This window comes from Paenibacillus sp. MMO-58 (assembly GCF_037146255.1).
Taxonomy (GTDB): Bacteria; Bacillota; Bacilli; order Paenibacillales; family Paenibacillaceae; genus Pristimantibacillus.
On record NZ_JBBCVY010000005.1, the window covers coordinates 74,862 to 93,984 of the forward strand.

Annotated in this window: 14 protein-coding genes and 1 pseudogene; 8 read left to right on the forward strand and 7 right to left on the reverse strand. The window is 51.7% G+C overall.

The window, feature by feature from the left end:
• Positions 1–420: 420 nt before the first annotated feature.
• Both odhB and WFJ73_RS16335 read right to left on the reverse strand, forming a co-directional pair.
• Positions 421–1,662 (reverse strand): 2-oxoglutarate dehydrogenase complex dihydrolipoyllysine-residue succinyltransferase, encoded by a 1,242-nt coding sequence (gene odhB / locus WFJ73_RS16330; protein ID WP_336774084.1) that lies wholly within the window; start codon positions 1,660–1,662, stop codon positions 421–423.
• A 6-nt stretch (positions 1,663–1,668) separates the two neighbouring features.
• Positions 1,669–4,551, reverse strand: coding sequence for a 2-oxoglutarate dehydrogenase E1 component (locus WFJ73_RS16335; protein WP_336774085.1), 2,883 nt, complete (start codon positions 4,549–4,551; stop codon positions 1,669–1,671).
• Between the two features lie 380 nt (positions 4,552–4,931).
• Between WFJ73_RS16335 and WFJ73_RS16340 the strand changes: the two genes are divergently transcribed.
• From WFJ73_RS16340 to WFJ73_RS16365, 6 genes are all read left to right on the forward strand, one after another.
• Positions 4,932–5,750: a sugar phosphate isomerase/epimerase family protein gene (locus tag WFJ73_RS16340; protein ID WP_336774086.1), complete on the forward strand. Its 819-nt coding sequence runs from the start codon at positions 4,932–4,934 to the stop codon at positions 5,748–5,750.
• Complete coding sequence (locus tag WFJ73_RS16345) at positions 5,750–6,877, forward strand: Gfo/Idh/MocA family protein (protein WP_336774087.1); 1,128 nt, start codon at positions 5,750–5,752, stop codon at positions 6,875–6,877. The genes WFJ73_RS16340 and WFJ73_RS16345 overlap by 1 nt, the downstream gene beginning before the upstream one ends.
• Before the next feature lie 27 nt (positions 6,878–6,904).
• The gene (locus WFJ73_RS16350; RefSeq protein WP_336774088.1) at positions 6,905–8,107 is read left to right on the forward strand and encodes an MFS transporter; all 1,203 of its coding nucleotides are present in this window, start codon (positions 6,905–6,907) and stop codon (positions 8,105–8,107) included.
• An 84-nt stretch (positions 8,108–8,191) separates the two neighbouring features.
• The gene (locus WFJ73_RS16355) at positions 8,192–8,905 is read left to right on the forward strand and encodes an S-layer homology domain-containing protein (RefSeq protein ID WP_336774089.1); all 714 of its coding nucleotides are present in this window, start codon (positions 8,192–8,194) and stop codon (positions 8,903–8,905) included.
• A gap of 160 nt (positions 8,906–9,065) precedes the next feature.
• Positions 9,066–10,022: a 3'-5' exoribonuclease YhaM family protein gene (locus tag WFJ73_RS16360; RefSeq protein ID WP_336774090.1), complete on the forward strand. Its 957-nt coding sequence runs from the start codon at positions 9,066–9,068 to the stop codon at positions 10,020–10,022.
• Between the two features lie 52 nt (positions 10,023–10,074).
• Positions 10,075–10,866, forward strand: coding sequence for an HNH endonuclease (locus tag WFJ73_RS16365; protein WP_442955961.1), 792 nt, complete (start codon positions 10,075–10,077; stop codon positions 10,864–10,866).
• Positions 10,867–11,337: 471 nt separating this feature from the next.
• Here WFJ73_RS16365 and WFJ73_RS16370 read toward each other — a convergent pair.
• Both WFJ73_RS16370 and glsA read right to left on the reverse strand, forming a co-directional pair.
• A pseudogene (locus tag WFJ73_RS16370) lies at positions 11,338–12,492 on the reverse strand (IS3 family transposase).
• Between the two features lie 148 nt (positions 12,493–12,640).
• On the reverse strand, positions 12,641–13,588 hold the full coding sequence (glsA, locus tag WFJ73_RS16375) for a glutaminase A (protein ID WP_336774092.1): 948 nt from the start codon (positions 13,586–13,588) through the stop codon (positions 12,641–12,643).
• Between the two features lie 250 nt (positions 13,589–13,838).
• Here glsA and WFJ73_RS16380 point away from each other — a divergent pair, with 250 nt between their 5' ends.
• Entirely contained in the window at positions 13,839–14,657 is an 819-nt protein-coding gene (locus WFJ73_RS16380) for a MetQ/NlpA family ABC transporter substrate-binding protein (protein ID WP_336774441.1), read from the forward strand.
• Positions 14,658–14,911: 254 nt separating this feature from the next.
• Here the strand turns inward: WFJ73_RS16380 and WFJ73_RS16385 are convergent, their stop codons facing one another.
• The 3 genes from WFJ73_RS16385 to trpB form a co-directional block, all read right to left on the reverse strand.
• Entirely contained in the window at positions 14,912–15,097 is a 186-nt protein-coding gene (locus WFJ73_RS16385; protein ID WP_336774093.1) for a hypothetical protein, read from the reverse strand.
• A gap of 16 nt (positions 15,098–15,113) precedes the next feature.
• The gene (locus WFJ73_RS16390; RefSeq protein WP_336774094.1) at positions 15,114–16,469 is read right to left on the reverse strand and encodes a dipeptidase; all 1,356 of its coding nucleotides are present in this window, start codon (positions 16,467–16,469) and stop codon (positions 15,114–15,116) included.
• A gap of 142 nt (positions 16,470–16,611) precedes the next feature.
• The gene (gene trpB, locus WFJ73_RS16395; RefSeq protein ID WP_336774095.1) at positions 16,612–17,775 is read right to left on the reverse strand and encodes a tryptophan synthase subunit beta; all 1,164 of its coding nucleotides are present in this window, start codon (positions 17,773–17,775) and stop codon (positions 16,612–16,614) included.
• A gap of 195 nt (positions 17,776–17,970) precedes the next feature.
• On the opposite strand from trpB, the gene WFJ73_RS16400 reads away from it, so the two are divergent.
• The gene (locus WFJ73_RS16400; protein WP_336774096.1) at positions 17,971–19,035 is read left to right on the forward strand and encodes an ATP synthase beta subunit C-terminal domain-containing protein; all 1,065 of its coding nucleotides are present in this window, start codon (positions 17,971–17,973) and stop codon (positions 19,033–19,035) included.
• Positions 19,036–19,123: the final 88 nt, after the last annotated feature.

Consider the following 19,123-nt stretch of genomic DNA (forward strand, 5'->3'; position numbering starts at 1 on the left):
GCTGGATTTACCTGCATTTTTGCAATTTGTTGAGCTTACGATCTGCCAAGCGAATCGTTTAAATGTACTTTTGCATTTCGCCGAGCTGCGCAAATGCAGTCTCTTTAAAGATATGGTGCCTGGGCTGTCAGCCAGGAACCATAGGCGGCAGCAAAAAGGGCTGAACCCATGGGCTTTTAGCCTTGGGTTCAGCCCTTTTCGGTTGGATGGCGAGCCGGGTAGGCGCGGAGGAAGTGAATGTTCTTGAAAAGCGTTAGCGCTCGCCTTGGCTTTCGGGTTCCTACCTTGAAACCTCTTGTTGAGGGAACCCGAAAGGCACAGCGATTGAAAGAATATTCACTTACGCAGCGACGGCCAAAAGCGAGCCACACCGCATCAGCCATAAAAAATGAGCTGTACCCAAGGGTACAGCCCACCTTTTTAGCCCTCCAAAAGAAGGGTTTCCGGATCTTCAAGCATTTCTTTTACTTTTACAAGGAAGCGTACTGCTTCTGAGCCGTCAACGATACGGTGATCGTAAGTGAGGGCGATGTACATCATCGGACGGTTCTCCGAACGTTCTGCGTCGATCGCTACCGGACGAAGCTGGATTTTGTGCATACCCAGAATGCCGACTTGCGGAGCGTTCAGGATTGGAGTCGACAAGAGCGATCCGAATGTACCACCGTTAGTGATCGTGAATGTACCGCCTTGCAGCTCATCCAGCGCCAGCGAGTTGTCGCGTGCTTTTTTAGCCAGGGATACGATCGACTTCTCGATTTCCGCGAAGCTCAGGCGGTCCGCGTCACGAACGACCGGAACAACCAGACCTTCTTTAGCCGATACGGCGATGCCGATATCGTAATATTGTTTGGCAATGATATCGCCGTTGTTGATTTCAGCATTCAAATTAGGGAACTCTTTCAATGCGCCAACAACTGCTTTCGTGAAGAAGGACATGAAGCCAAGACCAACTTCGTGTTTGTCCAGGAACGATTGCTTACGGCGTTTACGAACGTCCATGATCGCTGTCATATCAACTTCGTTGAACGTAGTCAGCATAGCTGCTGTATGCTGTGCTTCAACGAGACGGTTAGCGATTGTCGCGCGGCGGCGGGACATTTTCGTACGAGTGTAAGGCTTGTTCGATGTAAATTCCGGTTGAGCCGCTTTTGCAGCTGGCGCCGGTGCTGCTGCAGGTGCAGGAGCCGCAGGGCGAAGCTCAACGCGTCCAAGCGTCGATTGCGCTTCGCTGATGTCGATGCCTTTTTCTCTTGCAAGCTTGCGTGCTGCAGGAGAAGCATTCAGGTGGCTGTCAGCCGCAGGTGCCGGAGCAACGGCTACCGCTGTAGCCGGAGCAGCAGCTGGAGCTGCAGGAGCCGGAGCGGCTGCCGGTGCTGGCGCTGCTTCAGATGCTGGAGCAGCCGGTGCCGGAGCGGCAGCACCGCTCCCAGCTCCGATTGTGCCGATAACTTCACCGATTTCAACGGTGTCGCCTTCGTTTTTCACGATTTCTTGCAAAACGCCGTCTTGCTCAGCGCTGATTTCGATGTTTACTTTGTCTGTTTCAAGCTCAAGAAGCACGTCGCCTTGTTTAACGGCGTCTCCTACTTTAACGACCCATTTGGAGATTGTGCCCTCCGTAATCGATTCACCCATTGCCGGTACTATAATTTGTTGCACGTGAGCTTACCTCCCTGTGTTATATGTCAACGACGGACTGTATTTTAAAGTTTGCAATAAAATGTGCTGCTGCTCGAAGCTGTGTACTTGCTGGAAGCCGCTTGCCGTACTCGAGCGCTCAGGACGGCCGATGTAGCTTACGCTTGCAGCGGCTGGCGCGATTTTGCGCAGACGAGGTTCCATGTAGAACCACGAACCCATGTTTTGCGGCTCTTCTTGTACCCAGACGATTTCCTTCAGATTCGGCAGGCGTTCGATAATCGCTGCGATTTCTTTCTCAGGGAAAGGATACAACTGCTCGACGCGTACGACATGCAGCCAATCCAGCTCTTGATCGCCGTTTTTCTCGATCGCTTCTTCAATATCAATGGCCATTTTGCCAGTCGCGAGAACGAGACGTTCTACGCGGTCTGGTTTAGCGCCAAGACCTTTTTGCTCGATAACCGGTTTAAACGAACCGTTGCTCAGCTCGGAAATTTCCGCGGCTACGCGAGGGTTACGAATCAAGCTCTTCGGTGCCATGATGATCAGCGGACGAGCGGCATCGTTCTCTGTGATCGAAGCTTGGCGGCGAAGCAGGTGGAAGTAGTTCGCTGCGCTGGACAGGTTCACAACCGTCCAGTTCTCTTCGGCGGACAATTGCAGGAAGCGTTCCAGACGAGCGCTGGAGTGCTCAGGACCTTGACCTTCGTAACCGTGCGGAAGCATCATGATCAGGCTCGATTTTTGCTGCCATTTTGCACGGCCGGCGGAAATGAACTGGTCGATCAATACTTGCGCAACGTTAGTGAAGTCGCCGTACTGCGCTTCCCAGATAACCATGGTCTCCGGAGCGTGTACGTTGTAGCCGTATTCGAAGCCAAGTACAGCTGCTTCGGAGAGCGGACTGTTATGAATCGCAAACGATGCTTTCGCTTCAGGCAGGTGATGAAGAGGGCAGAACGTATCGCCAGTCTCGGCATCATGCAGCACCAGGTTTCGGTGCGCGAACGTTGCGCGTTCTACGTCCTGACCGCTGAGGCGGATTGGCTTGCCTTCCGCCAGAATCGATGCGAACGCAAGCGTCTCGGCGTGGCCCCAGTCCAATTTCTCACCGTCGTTCACGGCCGTTGCGCGGCGTTCCAAGATGCGTTGCAGCTTCGGATAAACCGTGAAGTTTTCCGGCCATTTCAGCAGGTTGGCGTTGATCTCGCGAAGAGTTTCAACCGAAATAGGAGCTACCGCTTCGCCTGTTGCCAAATCGTTTGGCAGGCCTTGCGTCTGATGAACCGGCTCTTGGCCCTCGCGGCTCTTCATTTCCTCGTAAGCTGCTTTCAGACGGCCGATAACTTCTTGCTTCAGGCCTTCTGCTTCTTGCTCGGTAATCGCGCCTTCCGCAATCAGTTTGTCCGTAAAGATACGGCTTACCGTCGGATGTGCTTTTACCTTTTTATAAATCGTGGGTTGCGTTGTTTCCGGATCGTCCGTTTCGTTGTGACCGTATTTACGGTAGCCGATCAGGTCGATCAGGAAATCCTTTTTGAACTTCGTACGGTATTCGCTTGCCATGCGAGCCGCTGCGATTACCGCATCCGGGTCATCGGCATTGACGTGAACGATAGGAATTTCGTAGCCTTTCGCAACGTCGCTTGCGTAATGCGTTGAACGGGAATCGTGGCTCTCCGTAGTGAAGCCGATTTTGTTGTTGACGATAATATGAAGCGTACCGCCATGCGCGTAGCCGTTAAGCTGCGACAGGTTCATGGTCTCCGCCACGATGCCTTCGCCGGGGAAAGCGGCGTCGCCGTGCATAATGATGGCTGCGGCGAGATCCGTGTTCTGCTTCGGATAGCCGGGAGCCGTACGGTCATCCTGCGCTGCGCGTGTGAAGCCGTCGACAACCGGGTTCACGTACTCGAGGTGACTCGGATTGTTCGCAAGCGAGATGCGTGTCTTAACCGTTTCGCCCGTACCGATCGAGCGGTTGGCGCCAAGGTGATATTTCACGTCGCCGGTCCAGCCGTAATTGATTCCGATGGAGCCTTCGGACGGACTCATTTTTTTGTTGGACGCATGATGGAACTCGGAGAAAATCTTGCTGTAAGGCTTGCCAAGCACATGCGCCAGAATGTTCAGGCGGCCGCGGTGAGCCATGCCCATCAGAATATGTTTAACGCCGTCATTGGACAGCTCATGAACCATCTCGTCAACGAGTGCCACGAGAACGTCGTTGCCTTCAACCGAGAAACGTTTTTGGCCAACGAATGTGCGCTGCAGGAAATCTTCGAATTGTTCGGCTTCGAACAGCTTCGTCAGAACCTTCTTGCGTTCTTCCGTATTCAGCTTGGTTCCCGGATTTTCTTTCTCTACGCGTTGCTTCAGCCATGCGCGTTCTTCTTCGTTATGAACGTGGCTGAACTCGTAAGCGATTGTTCCGGTGTAAGCTTTGCGAAGCTTCTCGATCGCGTCCCAGCCGTTCTTCACGTCAGCGGGAGCTTTCGTCCAGACAAGCTCTGCCGGAAGGGCAGCGAGATCAGCCTCAGTAAGGCCGTATGTTTCAAGTTCCAGCATGTTGGTGCTTACCTTAGGACTGATACCGAGCGGGTCGATATCCGCAGCTAAATGGCCGAAAGCGCGTATGTTCCATACAAGCTTACCAGCCGCTACTAGGTTTTGAAGGACTTTGGCATCGATGGCCGCGCCGCCGGAAGCTTGCGCGGTTACGATTGGTGCTGCCGTGTGGCCCGCGTATTGAGGCGGTTCGCCATATTGCTCGAACAGCTCGCGATACTCGGCTACGACGGATTCAGGGTTTTGCTTAAACAGTTCGTATTGTTCTTGGACGTAACCAAGGTTGGGCCCGTAATAAGAAGCCCAAGGATCTTGCTTGTGTAAATTGCCAGATGACATCGACAGATACCTCCGTCTAGGATTTTGAAGTTCAAAGGGACGGAAATTAGAACTTACTTATGCATCCATTATAGTATAAACAGGCCTTAAAACTTAAATAACGAATATGTATCATTATTATCTTGAATATAGATTGATTCGGCTTGGCGGGCGGCATTTTTCCTTCTTATTATGCTCATATTGGCAATATCCAACACCCGAGCGCCGCAGAAAGCTGCCTTTTCCTTTTAAAGGCATTCAAATTCGAGAACGATCCTTCTTCATGCGTTATCCACGAATAGAAATTTACCCCGCCGGCCGCTAAAAATATCCCTATTTCGCGCTGTTCAAGCCCTATAATGGAAGAGGATGGACATATTGATCTGCGGGAGTGAGGAATCGTGAACGTATCAATTGGAGGCTATTCGTTTAACAACACGTATCTGGAAGGAAAAATGGATGTATTTGGCTATTTGGAAACGGTCAAATACCGCTACAAGCTGGATGTCGCCGATCTGTGGAACGGCTTCTTTATAGACCGCAGCACGGGGCCGATCTATCAGCTTGCAGAGGAAAGCTATATCCGAAAAATCCGCGAGGCATTGGACGAAAAGGAAATGTCGGTGGTTAACTTCGCCGTCGACGGCGCTCATCTATGGGATCCGGACCCTGAGGTGCGAAAACGGCTTTATGATAACGCGCTTGCGCATTTGCGCGCATCGGTCATTCTCGGCGCGAAGACCGTCCGGATTGATACCGGCGGCAGCTATCATGACGTGGAGACGATGACGGAGGAGCAATTCGATTATACGGTCCGGCTGTACCGGGAGTTTGCGCAATTTGCGTCGGATAACGGTTTCCTCATCGGTCCCGAGAATCATATGGGCGCATCGCTGCTGCCGCGCGAAATGAAACGGATCGCCGAAGCGGTCGACCACCCGGCCTTTGGCTTCCTTGTCCATCTTGGAAGGTGGAAAGCCGACCCTGAAGAGGGCGACAAGCTGGTTGCGCCGTGGGCCTACCATACCCATTTTGATGAAAAAACCGCCGTTTCCGGCGATGCTTTGAATACGATTGCAACGTTGAAGGATGCCGGTTACAAGGGCTATTGGGGAATTGAATATAACGCGCCTAAGCGGCAGTATCTGGAGACGGAGAGGCTGCTCGGCATGGTGAAAAAGCTGCTTGCGGACGAAGCTGACTTAAGGAGTGAAAGGTAATGGAGACGGTGAAAATCGGGATTATTGGCGTTGGCCAGATCGGCAAGCAGCATATCGAAAAGTACAGCTCGGTCGCGGGCGTCCAGATTATTGCGGTATGCGACGTAAATGAAGCGGAAGCTAGAAGGGTAGCCGAGCAATACGGAATCCCGCATGTGTACTCCGATTACCGCGAGCTGATTGGGCGCGAGGATATCGTTGCGGTTGATGTCTGCCTGCACAATAACTTCCATGCTCCCGTGACGATTGCCGCGCTCGAGGCCGGCAAGCATGTATATTGCGAGAAGCCGATCGCCGGTACTTACGAGGACGGCAGAAGAATGCTGGAGGCGGCGGAGAAGACTGGCAAGCTGCTGCATATTCAGCTGTTTACGCTGTACGGCAAGGATACGAAAGCGGCCAAAACGCTGATTGACGGCGGCAAGCTTGGCAGGCTGTATCATGCGCGTTCTACCGGCTTCCGCCGCAGAAATCGTCCTTTTGTGGACGGTTACGGGACGCCGTTTTTCACCCGCAAGGAAACCGCTGCCGGAGGGGCTCTGCTCGATATGGGCGTATATCATGTGGCTCAGCTGCTCTACCTGCTTGGCAATCCGGAAGTAGAACGCATCACGGGCAAGGTGTATCAGGAAATGGCGATGCTGGAGGAACGCAAGAACAGCAGCGGGTTTAACGTGGAGGAGCTGGCGACCGGCTTTATCCGGTTCAAGGGCGGTTTAACGCTAGATCTGATCGAAGCTTGGTCGGTTCATATGGGAGGTTTTGAGGGAAGCAGCATTCTTGGCTCGGAGGGTGGTGTCCGATTACCTAACGGTCTGACGGGCGAAGCCTCCCAGCCGTTTAGCTACCATAGCACGGTATGCGATATCGATATGGACAGCACGATTGACCTGGACATGATGGATTTGCGCTGGCACCGGCTTCGCGGGAATGAAGACGCTTACGACTCCTCGCAGCATCACTGGATTGCGGCGCTGCAGGGACGGGTTCCGCTGCTGCCGACAGCCGAAATTGCACTGCGTACGATGCTGATCAGCGAGGGTATATATTTATCGGAAGAGCTCGGCCGAGAAGTGACGGCGGAGGAAGTAATTGCCCGGTCAAGCTCAACGGCTATTCCCGTCTAGGCTGCAAAGAAAGCGGTGATGGACAACATGAGCGAGATAGAAGGAAAAACAGAAAGAAGAAGCTTTCACTTTATTAAGGCGTTCAATTTTTTCAGTTACGGAACGATAGCGGTCTACAGCACGTTTTTTGCCCTTTATTTGCAGTCGATCGGAATTTATCCGCTGAAAATCGGGGCGCTTATGGCAGGCGGCCCTATCGTGTCGCTTATTGCTAACCCGTTATGGGGTTATTTGAGTGACCGGACCCGCAATATCCGGCTAATCCTTATTCTGATGCTGGCCGGCAATCTTATCGCGATGCAGCTCGTATTTTTAAGCGATTCGTATACGTTTATATTTGGCTGCATGCTGCTGTTTTTCTTTTTCCAGATGCCTTTGTTCTCGCAGAGCAACAGCCTTATCCTGAACAGCATCGAAGGGACTCGCCACAAGTTCGGGGCTTTTCGGTTATGGGGATCCTGCGGCTGGGCGATACTTGCTTTGGTTACGGGGCCGATTCTCGGGCAGATCGGCATCAGCCGGTTATGGCTGGTTTATACGATTATGATGCTGATCGCGATCGGATTCGCTTTTACCCTGCCAAGAGGCTCCGCTCCAAAGACGGCCCAGGGCGTAAATTACCGGCAGATGCTGGGCAACAGGGTGTTTCTCGTGTTTCTCGTAATCGGGCTTCTGATCTCGATTCCGAACTCGATGAACACAACGTTTATCGGATTGTATATGACGGAGCTTGGCGGGCATACGGATCTTGTGGGCTGGTCGGCTTTCCTGTCCTCCGTCTTCGAAATTCCGGTATTCCTGCTATTTGACCGGTACTTGTCCAAGCATGCCCGGACGATGGTCAGCTGCCTGATTCTCGTCAGCCTGCTGTATTCGCTTCGCTGGTTCCTGATGGCGGGAGCGGGCAGCGCGGAGCAGATTATTTTTATCCAGGCGCTGCATTGTCTGACGTTTGGGGCGTTCTACTATATCGGCACGCAGTTGACGGCACTGCTCGTTCCCAGCGAGCTGCGGGCATCGGGGCAGGCGGTCTATGCCCTGACATGGGGCGGTTTGTCGGGAATCGCATCCGGATTTCTTGGCGGGTATCTGTTCCAGCAAGTCGGGCCTAAGTCCATCTATTGGACCGGAACGGGAATGGCGTTAATCGGGCTGGTCGGGTTCGCCTTGCTTTATTTGTACATGAGGATGACAGCCGTGAAAAAGAGCAAGCAGGGAATCAGCTTCTAGCAACCTTTCCCGCGTGACCTTCGTCCATAACTTTGAACAGCTGTTCAATATCACAGCTTAGAGGATGAAGGAGGACATACGATTATGAAAAAACGCATCACTGCCGCGGCTATTTCCGCCGCTGTTTTCTTCGGGGCGTTATCCGGCCAGGCGCTTGCCGCCGATCATTCCAGCTTTACGGATATCGCCAATACTAGCAGCCGCGCGCAAATTGAAGCTCTCCAGGAGCTTGGCATAGTGAAAGGTGTATCCACTTCGGAGTTCCATCCGGAAGAAAGCCTGACCGGGGCGCAAGGGATTGAGCTGATCGTCCGGACGATGCAGTTAAGCCTGGCTGCCATTGATTTCAAACGAGCTCCTACGGCTGAAGGCTTTTTCACCCATGTGAAAAATGATGCCTGGTACGCGGAAAGCTTCGTCATCGCGCATTATAACGGACTTGATCTGCCGGCTGACATCGATCCGAATAAGCCGCTGACCAGAGAGCAATTCGCGCATTATCTGGTTCAGGCCCTTGAAAAAACCGGCCAATATCCGCTGATTAAGATGTACATCAACATCCAGGATGAGAAGGATATTACGGTAGATTATCAGGGAACGATCCAGCGTGCGCTGCTGTATAAGATCGTTGCGCTTGACGCGGACGGCAATTTCCACCCGCAGCAAATCGTAAACCGTGCGGAAGCGGCTGCTATTCTTTTTGCGGCTCATGAATTTGTGGAGGCGCATAAGGATAACGGCGAAGCCGGGGCTCCTGAAGAACCGGCAGCTTCGGCGCCGGCGACAGCGTTGGAGTAATAAAAGGCAGAGGCTGTGCACCCGACAATGTCGGGCGGACAGCCTCTTTCTTTTATCGCGCCGCAGCGCGTCATTTCATAGTATAATAGGAGCATCATGTGTCCCATAACGACGGCATCTTTTGCGCAAGTGTTGTGGGCAGCTGGAGAGAGGAACACGAATGACGCAAATTAAAGATCTTCGCAATCAGGACGATTTTACCGGCTTCTATTTGCTTAAAGAGCTGGAAGTCAAACAGACCAATGCAACAACGCCAAAGGATTACTTCGATATTGTACTAGCCGATAGTACGGGGCAGCTGGGGGCTAAGTTCTGGGATGTCTCTTCGCAGGACAAAGAAACCTTCTTCACGATGGGACTCGTTAAGGTTCAGGGGAATGTCCATTTGTACCGCGAGAAGCTTCAAATCAAGATTTCGCGCATGCGTCCGGCGGTAGAGGCAGACGGCATTACGCTGACAGACTTTATCCGTTCGGCGCCGGTTGCTTCCAATGAACTTATTGATACGATTTATAAAGCGAAAGACAGTATTCAAGATACGGAGATTAAGGCGATTGTCACTTATTGCGTGACGAAGGTGGAGGAAAAGCTGACGCATTACCCGGCAGCCAAGACGCATCATCATGCTTATTTTGCCGGACTTGCTTATCATATGGCCAGAATGCTGGAGATCGGGGAATTTCTATGCAAGCAGCGGCCGTTCCTGAACCCGGATCTGCTTAAAGCCGGCATTATTCTTCATGATATCGCCAAGCCCGAGGAGATGATCGCGCAGCTAGGCATCGTATCCGACTACAGCCTTTCGGGTAAGCTGATGGGACATATTTCGCTGGCATCGACTTGGATTACGGAGGCGGCCATCCGCTGCAATATTCATTTGGATTCGGAAAAAGTGCTGGGATTGCAGCATATGGTGCTGTCTCATCATAATCTGGGAGAGTGGGGGAGTCCTGTTCAGCCGCAAACGGCGGAAGCCGTGGCGCTGCATCATATCGATGCGATGGACGCCAAGCTTCAAATGGTCGAGGATACCCTCCAGACAACTCCGGAAAGCGAGCCATGGACGCCGGTTGTCCGCGGACTGGAGAATAAACCGATCTATCGGATGAAGCTGTAATTATAAAGGGTAATGGGGTGAAAGACGGGTGCTAGAACACCCGGCACTACCGATGACCGATAACTTGCAAACGACCCAATATAAGCAATGCGTGCATTGCCTGGAGCAAAAGCCGGTGACGGATTTTCTCCGCCGTACGGGCAGACGTTCAGGACCGGCTTCGCGGCGCGGTTCCTGCCGCAGCTGCCGGAAAACAAGAAGCCGGATTACCGTGCCGGTTACGGTATCTGCTGCTAATCAAGAGGCAGCGAGCAAGATGGTTTCGCCGTTGGCTGCGATGCCCGATGCGGTTGCGGCCTTGCCGGCAAGCCAAGCTGAACCGGTTGTTGTGCCGGCTGTTGCTTCAGAGCCCGCTGCAGCAGCTGTTCCTGCTGTGGCGCCAAAGCGGCCTAGACCGTCCAAAGCTCCGGCACGGACTGCCGGAGCTGGCGGGAAATATCGTCCCAGCCCGCTGCCGGCGAATTATTCGCCGTCGGATGCCAGTCTGCTGCGGACGACACGAAAAGGAACGGTCTGGATGCGCGGCAAGACCGATAAAGGACGGCGCTGGCACCAGGAGATTGAGCTGGAGCTTGCGGTTACTCTCGTGAAGGAGCGGGCTGCGGTTGTTGTGAACCGGACTACAATCCGGCGTTTGTTCAGTAACAAGGATTTCCGGAGCTATATCCTGACAAGAGACAATTACACCTGCCATTTCTGCGGACAATACGGCGATACCATCGACCATATGCTGCCGCGGGCAAAAGGCGGCCATACCACGCCGGATAATTGCGTATGCGCCTGCAATGAGTGTAATCAGTCCAAAGCGGATAAAGATATTGATGAATTTATGCGGGAGCTTTAAGTAGATAGGGATGTACGGAGCCGAGTCTGGGACTCGGGGCTGCGTACATCCCTTTTATTTTTGGCTTAAGGTCCCTGAAGGAACTTAAGCTTGCAAAAAAGCCACCCCAAAGGGTGCTTAAGGCCCTTTAGGGACCTTAAGTGAGCAGGTTGGTGCCCCAAACGGGCAGTAAGTGCTGTTTATCCGGGAGTTAAGGTCCCTAAGGGGCCTTAAGCTTGCAAAAAAGCCACCCCAAAGAGTGCTTAAGGCCCTTTAGGGACCTTAAGTGAGCAGGAAGAAGCCCCAAACAGGCAGTACGTGCTGGTTATCCGGGAGTTAAGGTCTCTAAGGGACCTTAAGGTTGGTGAAAAGCCACACTACAGGGTGCTTAAGGTCCTTTAGGGACCTTAAGTGAGCAGGAAGAAGTCCCAAACAGGCAGTACGTGCTGGTTATCCGGGAGTTAAGGTCTCTAAGGGACCTTAAGGTTGGGATTAAACGGCAGATTTCTGGTCATACAATTGCTCAAAACGATGGGCGGATTTGTAACCCAATGAAGAATGTAAGCGAAGTCGGTTGTAGTCGAACGCTATATAGCTATTAAGCGCCTCTATCGCTTGCGCCCTCGTGTGGAATGTCGTTTGGTAAACGAGCTCTTTCTTTAGTGTGCTGTGAAAAGACTCGATGCAGGCATTGTCATAACAATTGCCTTTGCGACTCATGCTGCCTATCATTTTGTACTGTTTAAGCTTCTCTTGGTAATCCAAACTGGCATACTGGGAACCACGATCAGAATGGTGGATTAAGCCTGGTTCAGGTTTGCGCCGCTCGTAAGCCTGGTCTAACGCATCGATCACTAATTCCCTTGTCATCCGCGAGCCTAGACTCCATCCTACGATCTTGCGGGAGAAGAGGTCCATAACACTGCTAAATACAACCAGCCTTCACGGGTTGCAATGTACGTAATGTCCGTTACCCAAACCTTGTTTGGCGCCAATACGTTAAATTCCTGGTTTAGGGTATTATCGTGTACCGGCAGGCTTTGATTCGAGTTTGTCGTTGCTTTGTATTTTCGGGCTACAATCGACTTCAGGCCCATTGCTTTCATGCAGCGCTCTACGGTCTTGGAAGACCATTATGCCCTTCTTCACGTAGAGCGGCTGTGATGGGTCGACTGCCCGCACGGCGCTTGAAGTGGTTAAAGTAATGCTGAATGCGACGTCTGCGTTTCTGGCGCTCCAGTTCTCTCGCACTTGGCTTACGATTCAACCATTGGTAGTAACCGCTTTTGGACACTTTTAAAACACGGCACATCTTCTGGATTCGGAACTTCAAGCGGTGTTTGTAAATGAACTTAAAAATTAGTCCCGTTCCTTTGTGAAGAAGTGCATCGCTTTTTTTAAGATTTCATTCTCCTCTTGGAGATCCTTATTGGCTTGCTCCAGTTTTTTAAGCCGCTCATAATCGATAAACACTTGGGATTGTTCCTTTACGGCACCACTACCATACTGTTTGATCCAGCGGGTTAAGGTACTTTTAGGGATTCCTAATTCCCTTGCGATCTCGATTGGTTTCTTACCCGTCGACTCCATATGCTGGATCGTATTACGTTTAAATTCTTTGTCATAGCTTTCACGGACATCTCCCACGGTCCACACCTCTTTTTCATTGTTGTGTCTATTATAAAGGGTGTTCCTTAAGTCGTGTCCACTAAACAGTCTAACTCCAGTAACAGCCTTAAACAGCCCAATAAGACCCTTATAGGGTCTTATCTGGTTGAGAACTTCTCCAACACGCTTAGAACAAACTCCAATCCAATTCGCGGGAAAGGGTCTCAAGCAGATGGACGCCGGCGATGCTGTTACCTTTGGTGTTAAGGGCCGGACCAATTACCCCGATGCCAAGCCTTCCCGGTACCATCGTCAGAATTCCGCCGGAAACGCCGCTTTTTGCGGGAAGCCCTACCTGGATGGCGAATTCACCGGATGCGTTGTACATCCCGCAGGTAATCATAAAAGTCTTCGCGATCTGCACATACCGGCGGGGGATGAGGGAGGCGCCTGTTACCGGATCGGTACCGTTGTTAGCAAGGACAAGGGCCATTCGGGCCAAGTCGCTGCAGGTAACCTGGATCGAGCAATGATGGAAGTAGACATCAAGCACGTCTTCGACTTGTCCCTCCAGAACGCCGTTATCCTTCAGCAAATAGGCCATTGAACGGTTCAGATTGGCGGTATCGGATTCCGATTTGCATACGTCCATGTCGTACGTTAACGTATCGTTACTCGCAAGAGACTGGAAGAAGGAGAGAATGCGTGAGGACTTCTCAACCGAGTTCCGACCGTGAATCAAGGAAGAAATGGCGATAGCGCCTGCGTTAATAAGCGGATTGAACGGGATGCCGGGCCGGACAAGCTCCAGCTTCAGCATGGAATTAAAGTTATCACCGGTTGGCTCCATGCCGACCTTTTGAAAGACGGCTTCTTCTCCGTTGTCCATGAGGGCGAGAATAAGCGTAAACACCTTAGAGATACTTTGCATCGTAAAAGCCAGGCCGCAGTCGCCTGCCGAAACCGCTTGTCCGCTTGTATCGATCAAATGGATGCCAAGCGCATGCTGGGGAGCTTTGGCCAGCTCCGGAATATAGGAGGCCGTCTTGCCGTAGGCGGAACGGACTTTGCTCGCCTCTACCCATACCGGGAGCTGGCGATTTAATAATTCGAGTTCTTGTGCAGTAAATGACATTGCAGGTTCCTCCATTCCAAGCCTGACGGGACTAAGCATAAGCTAAGAAGTCGTGTTTTTATTCAATTATATTTCATATTCCAAATTGCGAACAGTGCGAGCGAATCTCTAGATTGATTTATGAATAGGACTCGCTTAGACTTGGGTCTTACAGACGGCTGATTGCCAAATATGGCAGAGAGAGATAATAAAGCCAGCCGGATATAAACGGGAGGAATGGATCGTGAGAAGTAAATTAATCGGGCTCGTCATGCTCGCACTCCTAGTGGCGGTTGTCACGGGATGCGGTCAAAATAATAAGCCAGACAAGCAGGATAATCAGGCAACTAACGAAGGAAAAGCCGGTCAGGAAGTGAACCTGAAGGTAGCGGTTCTAATCCCGCCGATGAGCGAGATTCTGGAGCTGGTGAAGCCTCTCTTGAAGCAGGACGGCATTAATCTGGAGATTGTAACGCTGTCGGATAACGTACAGCCGAACACGGCTCTTCAGCATAAAGAGGTTGACGCGAACTTCTTCCAGCACGTTCCGTATATGAACGATTTCAACGCAACTAACAAGGCTAACCTGGTACCGGTTAAAGCGATCTATAATGCGGTATACGGCGGTTACTCGAAAAAGTATAAAAAAATCGAAGATCTGCCGGATGGAGCAACCATCGCGATTGCCAACGATCCGTCCAATATCGGACGCTCGCTAGTCATGATGGAGAACAACGGCCTGCTCAAGCTGAAAGAGGGAGTAGGCATTAAAGCCACGCAAGCCGATATCGTAGACAATCCGCATAAGTATAAATTCAAAGAAGTGGACCTGCTTATGCTTGCCCGCGTCATTGATGACGTAGACATGGTGCTCATGACGCCGGCTTACGCGAAGCCGCTTGGTCTGACGCCTAAGAAGGACGCCCTAATCAAAGAAGGCAGCGACTCCGACTTCGTTATTACTTTGGTCGCGCGCGAGGACAACGTAAACTCCCCGGCGATTCAGAAGCTGGCAGAGCGGATGACCGGCCCAGAGGTGAAAAAATTCCTCGAGGACAATTACAGCGATATCGCGCTTCCGGCGTTTTAATAGATACAAAAAAGCAGCCCATGCGGACTGCTTTTTTGTATATTGCCAATTACATTGCACGATTTACAGCATAATGACACGGATAACCCCATTCGCTGGCCATATCCTGCACGTAATGCAGGATATGAAGGCAAAGACGACCAATAAAGGCCAATTCAGCGCAATATGCTGCACTTCGTGCAACATATTGCCCCATAACTGCTCATTTACCTGAAAGATCCTGTAATTTGTACAATGTAGAGAGTGTCTCCCGGCTACATAACCAGACTTACAATGATCATTACAATACCGGCCGGGAGGGTTATAAACCCTCCGGCTTTTACGGCTTCTTTCGTTCTGACACCAAACGGTTTGAGACTCAAGAGAACGTCAGGGATTGTAAGCTGGAGCAAGGCGATAAGCACGCCAAAGGCTCCGATAAAGGTTAAGGGATTCATCATTTACCCCTATGTCTAGTTAAACTCTTTTCAAAAACTCCACGATTGTCAGCAAGCCTTTGTCGAAGTTCTCGAGATTGAAGTGCTCGTTAGGAGCATGGAGATTCTCGTCCGGCAAGCCAAAGCCCATCATGATAACAGGAGCTGACAGTTGGCGGGAGAAGGTCTCCACGATCGGGATCGAACCGCCGTCCTTGGTGAACAACGCGCGTGTGCCGTATACCGCTTCGTATGCGTCCGCTGCCGTTTGCAAAAGCGGGATCGACGGATCCATATCGAAGGCGCGCGCTTTTTCGCCCGGCTTCACAGTTAACTTCACGCCTTGCTGCACATTCGCATGAAGATGCGCGATGATGGCATCCAGAATGCGCTGCGGATCCTGTTGGCCAACCAGGCGGCAGGTGATCTTCGCATGCGCTTCCTTCGGAATCACGGTCTTGGTGCCTTCGCCCTGGAAGCCGCCCCATACGCCGTTCAGCTCCAGCGTTGGACGGGCGCCGGTGCGCTCCACAAACGTATAGCCTTCTTCTCCGTACAAGTTGCCGAGTCCAAGCGTTTTCTTCAGCTGCTCTTCGTTGAATTTCTGTTTCTCGAACTCTTCATGCATAGCTGCCGTCAGCTCGGGAACGCCTTCGTAGAAGCCTTCCACCGTAATGCGGCCTTGCTTGTCATGCAGAGAAGCAAGCAGTTCAACCATGGCATGGAGCGCATTTGGAACGCCGCCGCCGTATGTACCCGAGTGCAGGTCCGTATTCGAAGCGTTAATGGTCAGCTCAAGCGAGCAAAGACCGCGCAGTCCCGTCGAGATGGCAGGTTTGCCTTTTTCAATAAGGGATGTATCCGAGATAAGCACGGCATCCGTTGCGAGGAGCTCTTGCTTCTCATTCAAGAAGGTCAGCAGGCTAGGGCTCGAAATTTCTTCTTCGCCTTCGATGCAGAACTTCACGTTTACCGGAAGCTGCTGTTCTTGCTTGAGTAAGGCTTCAACGGCTTTGATATGCAGGAATACCTGCCCTTTATCGTCCGTTGCCCCGCGCGCATACAGCTTGCCGTCACGTTCCGTTGGTTCAAACGGCGGCGTCTCCCACAGATTAAGCGGATCGACCGGCTGTACGTCATAATGGCCGTAGACAAGGACCGTTGGTTTGCCCGGCGCATGAAGATGATCGGCATATACGATCGGATGTCCGGCCGTCTGATGAATCTTTACGTTCTCAAGGCCAGCGGCCTCGAGCTTGCCTGCCACCCACTCGGCAGCTTTGATCATGTCCTGCTTATGCTCAGACAGCGCCGAAATGCTTGGAATTCTCAAAAATTCTTTAAGCTCCTCCAGCTGCTGCTCTCTACGTTCCGAAAAATACGTTTCATAACTCATACGTTTTATGTACCTCCCAAAAAGAAATTATTACACGAACAACGCTGTAACTGCAGACCATAAAAGTCTATTTCAAGTATACGCTTCCGGGCAGTCAAAAAAAAGGCAGCCCCGCCCAAGAGGCAGAAGCTGCAGTTAAACGCTATTTATGAAGCATGTGGAATACTTGCTCCACGTCTTTATCGCCGCGGCCGGACAGATTGATAATGATGATTTCGTCCTTGCTCATCGTTGGAGCGAGCTTTTTCGCGTGGGCAACCGCATGGGCGCTTTCAAGCGCAGGGATAATGCCCTCCGTACGAGACAGCTCCTGGAATGCTGCAAGCACTTCATCGTTGCTTACGGTAACGTATTCGGCACGGCCGCTGACTTTCAGATGGCTGTGCTCCGGTCCGATACCCGGATAATCGAGGCCGGCCGCGATAGAGTACGTTTTTCTAGGATTGCCTTCTTCATCAAGCAGCACGAGACATTTGAAGCCGTGAATGATGCCGGGCACGCCTTCGGTCAAGGTTGGCGCTTGATCCGGTTCCACGCCGATCAGGCGTACGGAAGGCTCGTCGATGTAATGGGCGAAAGCGCCAATTGCATTGCTGCCGCCGCCGGCGCAGGCGATAACGGCATCCGGAAGACGGCCTTCCTTGGCCAGAATCTGACGCTTTGATTCTTCGCTGATGATCGATTGGAAGTGCTTAACCATCGTTGGGAACGGATGCGGGCCTACGGCCGAACCCAGGAGGTAGAACGTGTTTTTGTAGTTGGCAACCAGATCGTTCAGCGCTTCGTCAACGGCATCCTTCAGGCGGCCTTGACCTTTGTCTACCGGCACGACGGTAGCGCCAAGCAGCTCCATCCGGAATACGTTCAGCGCTTGACGGCGCGTATCCTCCGCGCCCATATAGATGACGCAGTCCATATTAAACATCGCGCAGGCGGTTGCCGTTGCAACGCCATGCTGGCCCGCGCCCGTCTCGGCAATGACGCGTTTTGCGCCCATCCGTTTGGCGAGCAGGATCTGGCCTACCACGTTATTGATTTTGTGAGCGCCGGTATGATTCAAGTCCTCGCGCTTCAGGTAGATTTTTGCGCCGCCCCAAGCGTTCGTCAGCTGTTCGGCGTAAGTCAGAGGGTTTTCGCGGCCGACATATTCCTTCAGATAGTAGTCCAGTTCTTCCTTAAATTCCGGATCATCCTTGAACTTGTTGAATTGCGCGCTTAAGTAGTCCAGCACTTCCTTCAGCTCAGGCGGGACAAAGCTGCCGCCGAATTCTCCAAAATACCCTTCAGCTACTTGTTCTTGACTCATCTCCGAAAGCGCCTCCAATACTAGAGTTAATTTACTTATTCAAACTTTATCGTAGCATAAAAAGTGACAAATTTCTTGTTAAAAATAGGAAGTTGGTAGATTAGGGTATTCAATCCCCGTTCACATTTTTTTACAAATATAGATTGCGCTTTAGAGTAATTGTGATTACTATATAAAGTAAGGAGGTGCTAAAAAATGGAGGAAGAGTTACAGCTTAACGTTCCGCTATTGCGTCGTCGCGTACCCAATCTTACTTCTGCCGCACGGACAGCTGGTCTTCGGGCAGCCACCGTCTCCAATCTCTGTACGGGGAAAATACCCGTTGGCCGTGCGGAAGTTCGCACACTGGTTGCTTTAGCCGCATTAGCAGGTTGTAGTCTTGATGAACTCATTATTCGAGGGAGCGGGATGAGGATGATCGAAACCGGAATCAAAGCGCTGGATTTGCTCGTACCGGTTGTGCGGGGCGGAACGGTTGGTTTTGTAGCCAGACCCAATATGGGGCAGCTTGTTTTGTTAGCCGAATTTATGCACCGTATGAACAAAAGGGGTTATACGACGATTTTTTGGGATCCGGGTACCGATGCTCCGGGCATTAGCCATGTTAAAGAACAATCCGAATATGTGCTTGCAACAAGGGATGACATATACAAGCAGATCGTTAAGCTTCGCGAAGAGAAGGATATTTTGCTGGGCGTTGACCGCAGCACCGTATTAAGCGGGGAGCTTTTCTCGCTTAAGGAAAGCTTGAAGGAAGCGGGTGCAAGACCAATCACGGTCGCGTTGGTCGATATGGCTTACGCGGTTGCGGACGATTCGGCTGCCGAAGCTTACGGGCCGCTCGATACGTTATGGCGATTCGATTCGGATTTGATCAGCCGAGGCATGTATCCGGCGATTGATCCTATCACTTCCACCTCGACGATCTCGGAAGGCAATTACTTGGATGCAGCGCATCTTGCGTTGCAGCAACGAGCGCGCAAGCTGCTTCGACGTTATAGAGAGTTGCGATTAATTGTCACCACGCACGGGCTTGATAAAATAACGGAGTCCGATTCGCAGCTGTATAAACGGGGGGAGAGACTGGAGTCTTATCTGACTCAGCCGTTTTTCGTCTCGGAGCCTTATACGAATAAGGCGGGCGAATGGCTGTCCCTGTACGAAACGTTGGAGGACGTGAAGCGGATCCTGGACGGCGAGCTGGATGAGACGGAAGCATCCGAGCTGTTTTTCAAAGGGCGTATCGCGGTGAAAAGTTAATTTATAGAAGAAATAGGTTGGGCCTGTAACCGGGCTCAGCCTTTTTATTTTCCGATCCCATAGTTCGAACGATTACTGCAGTAAATCG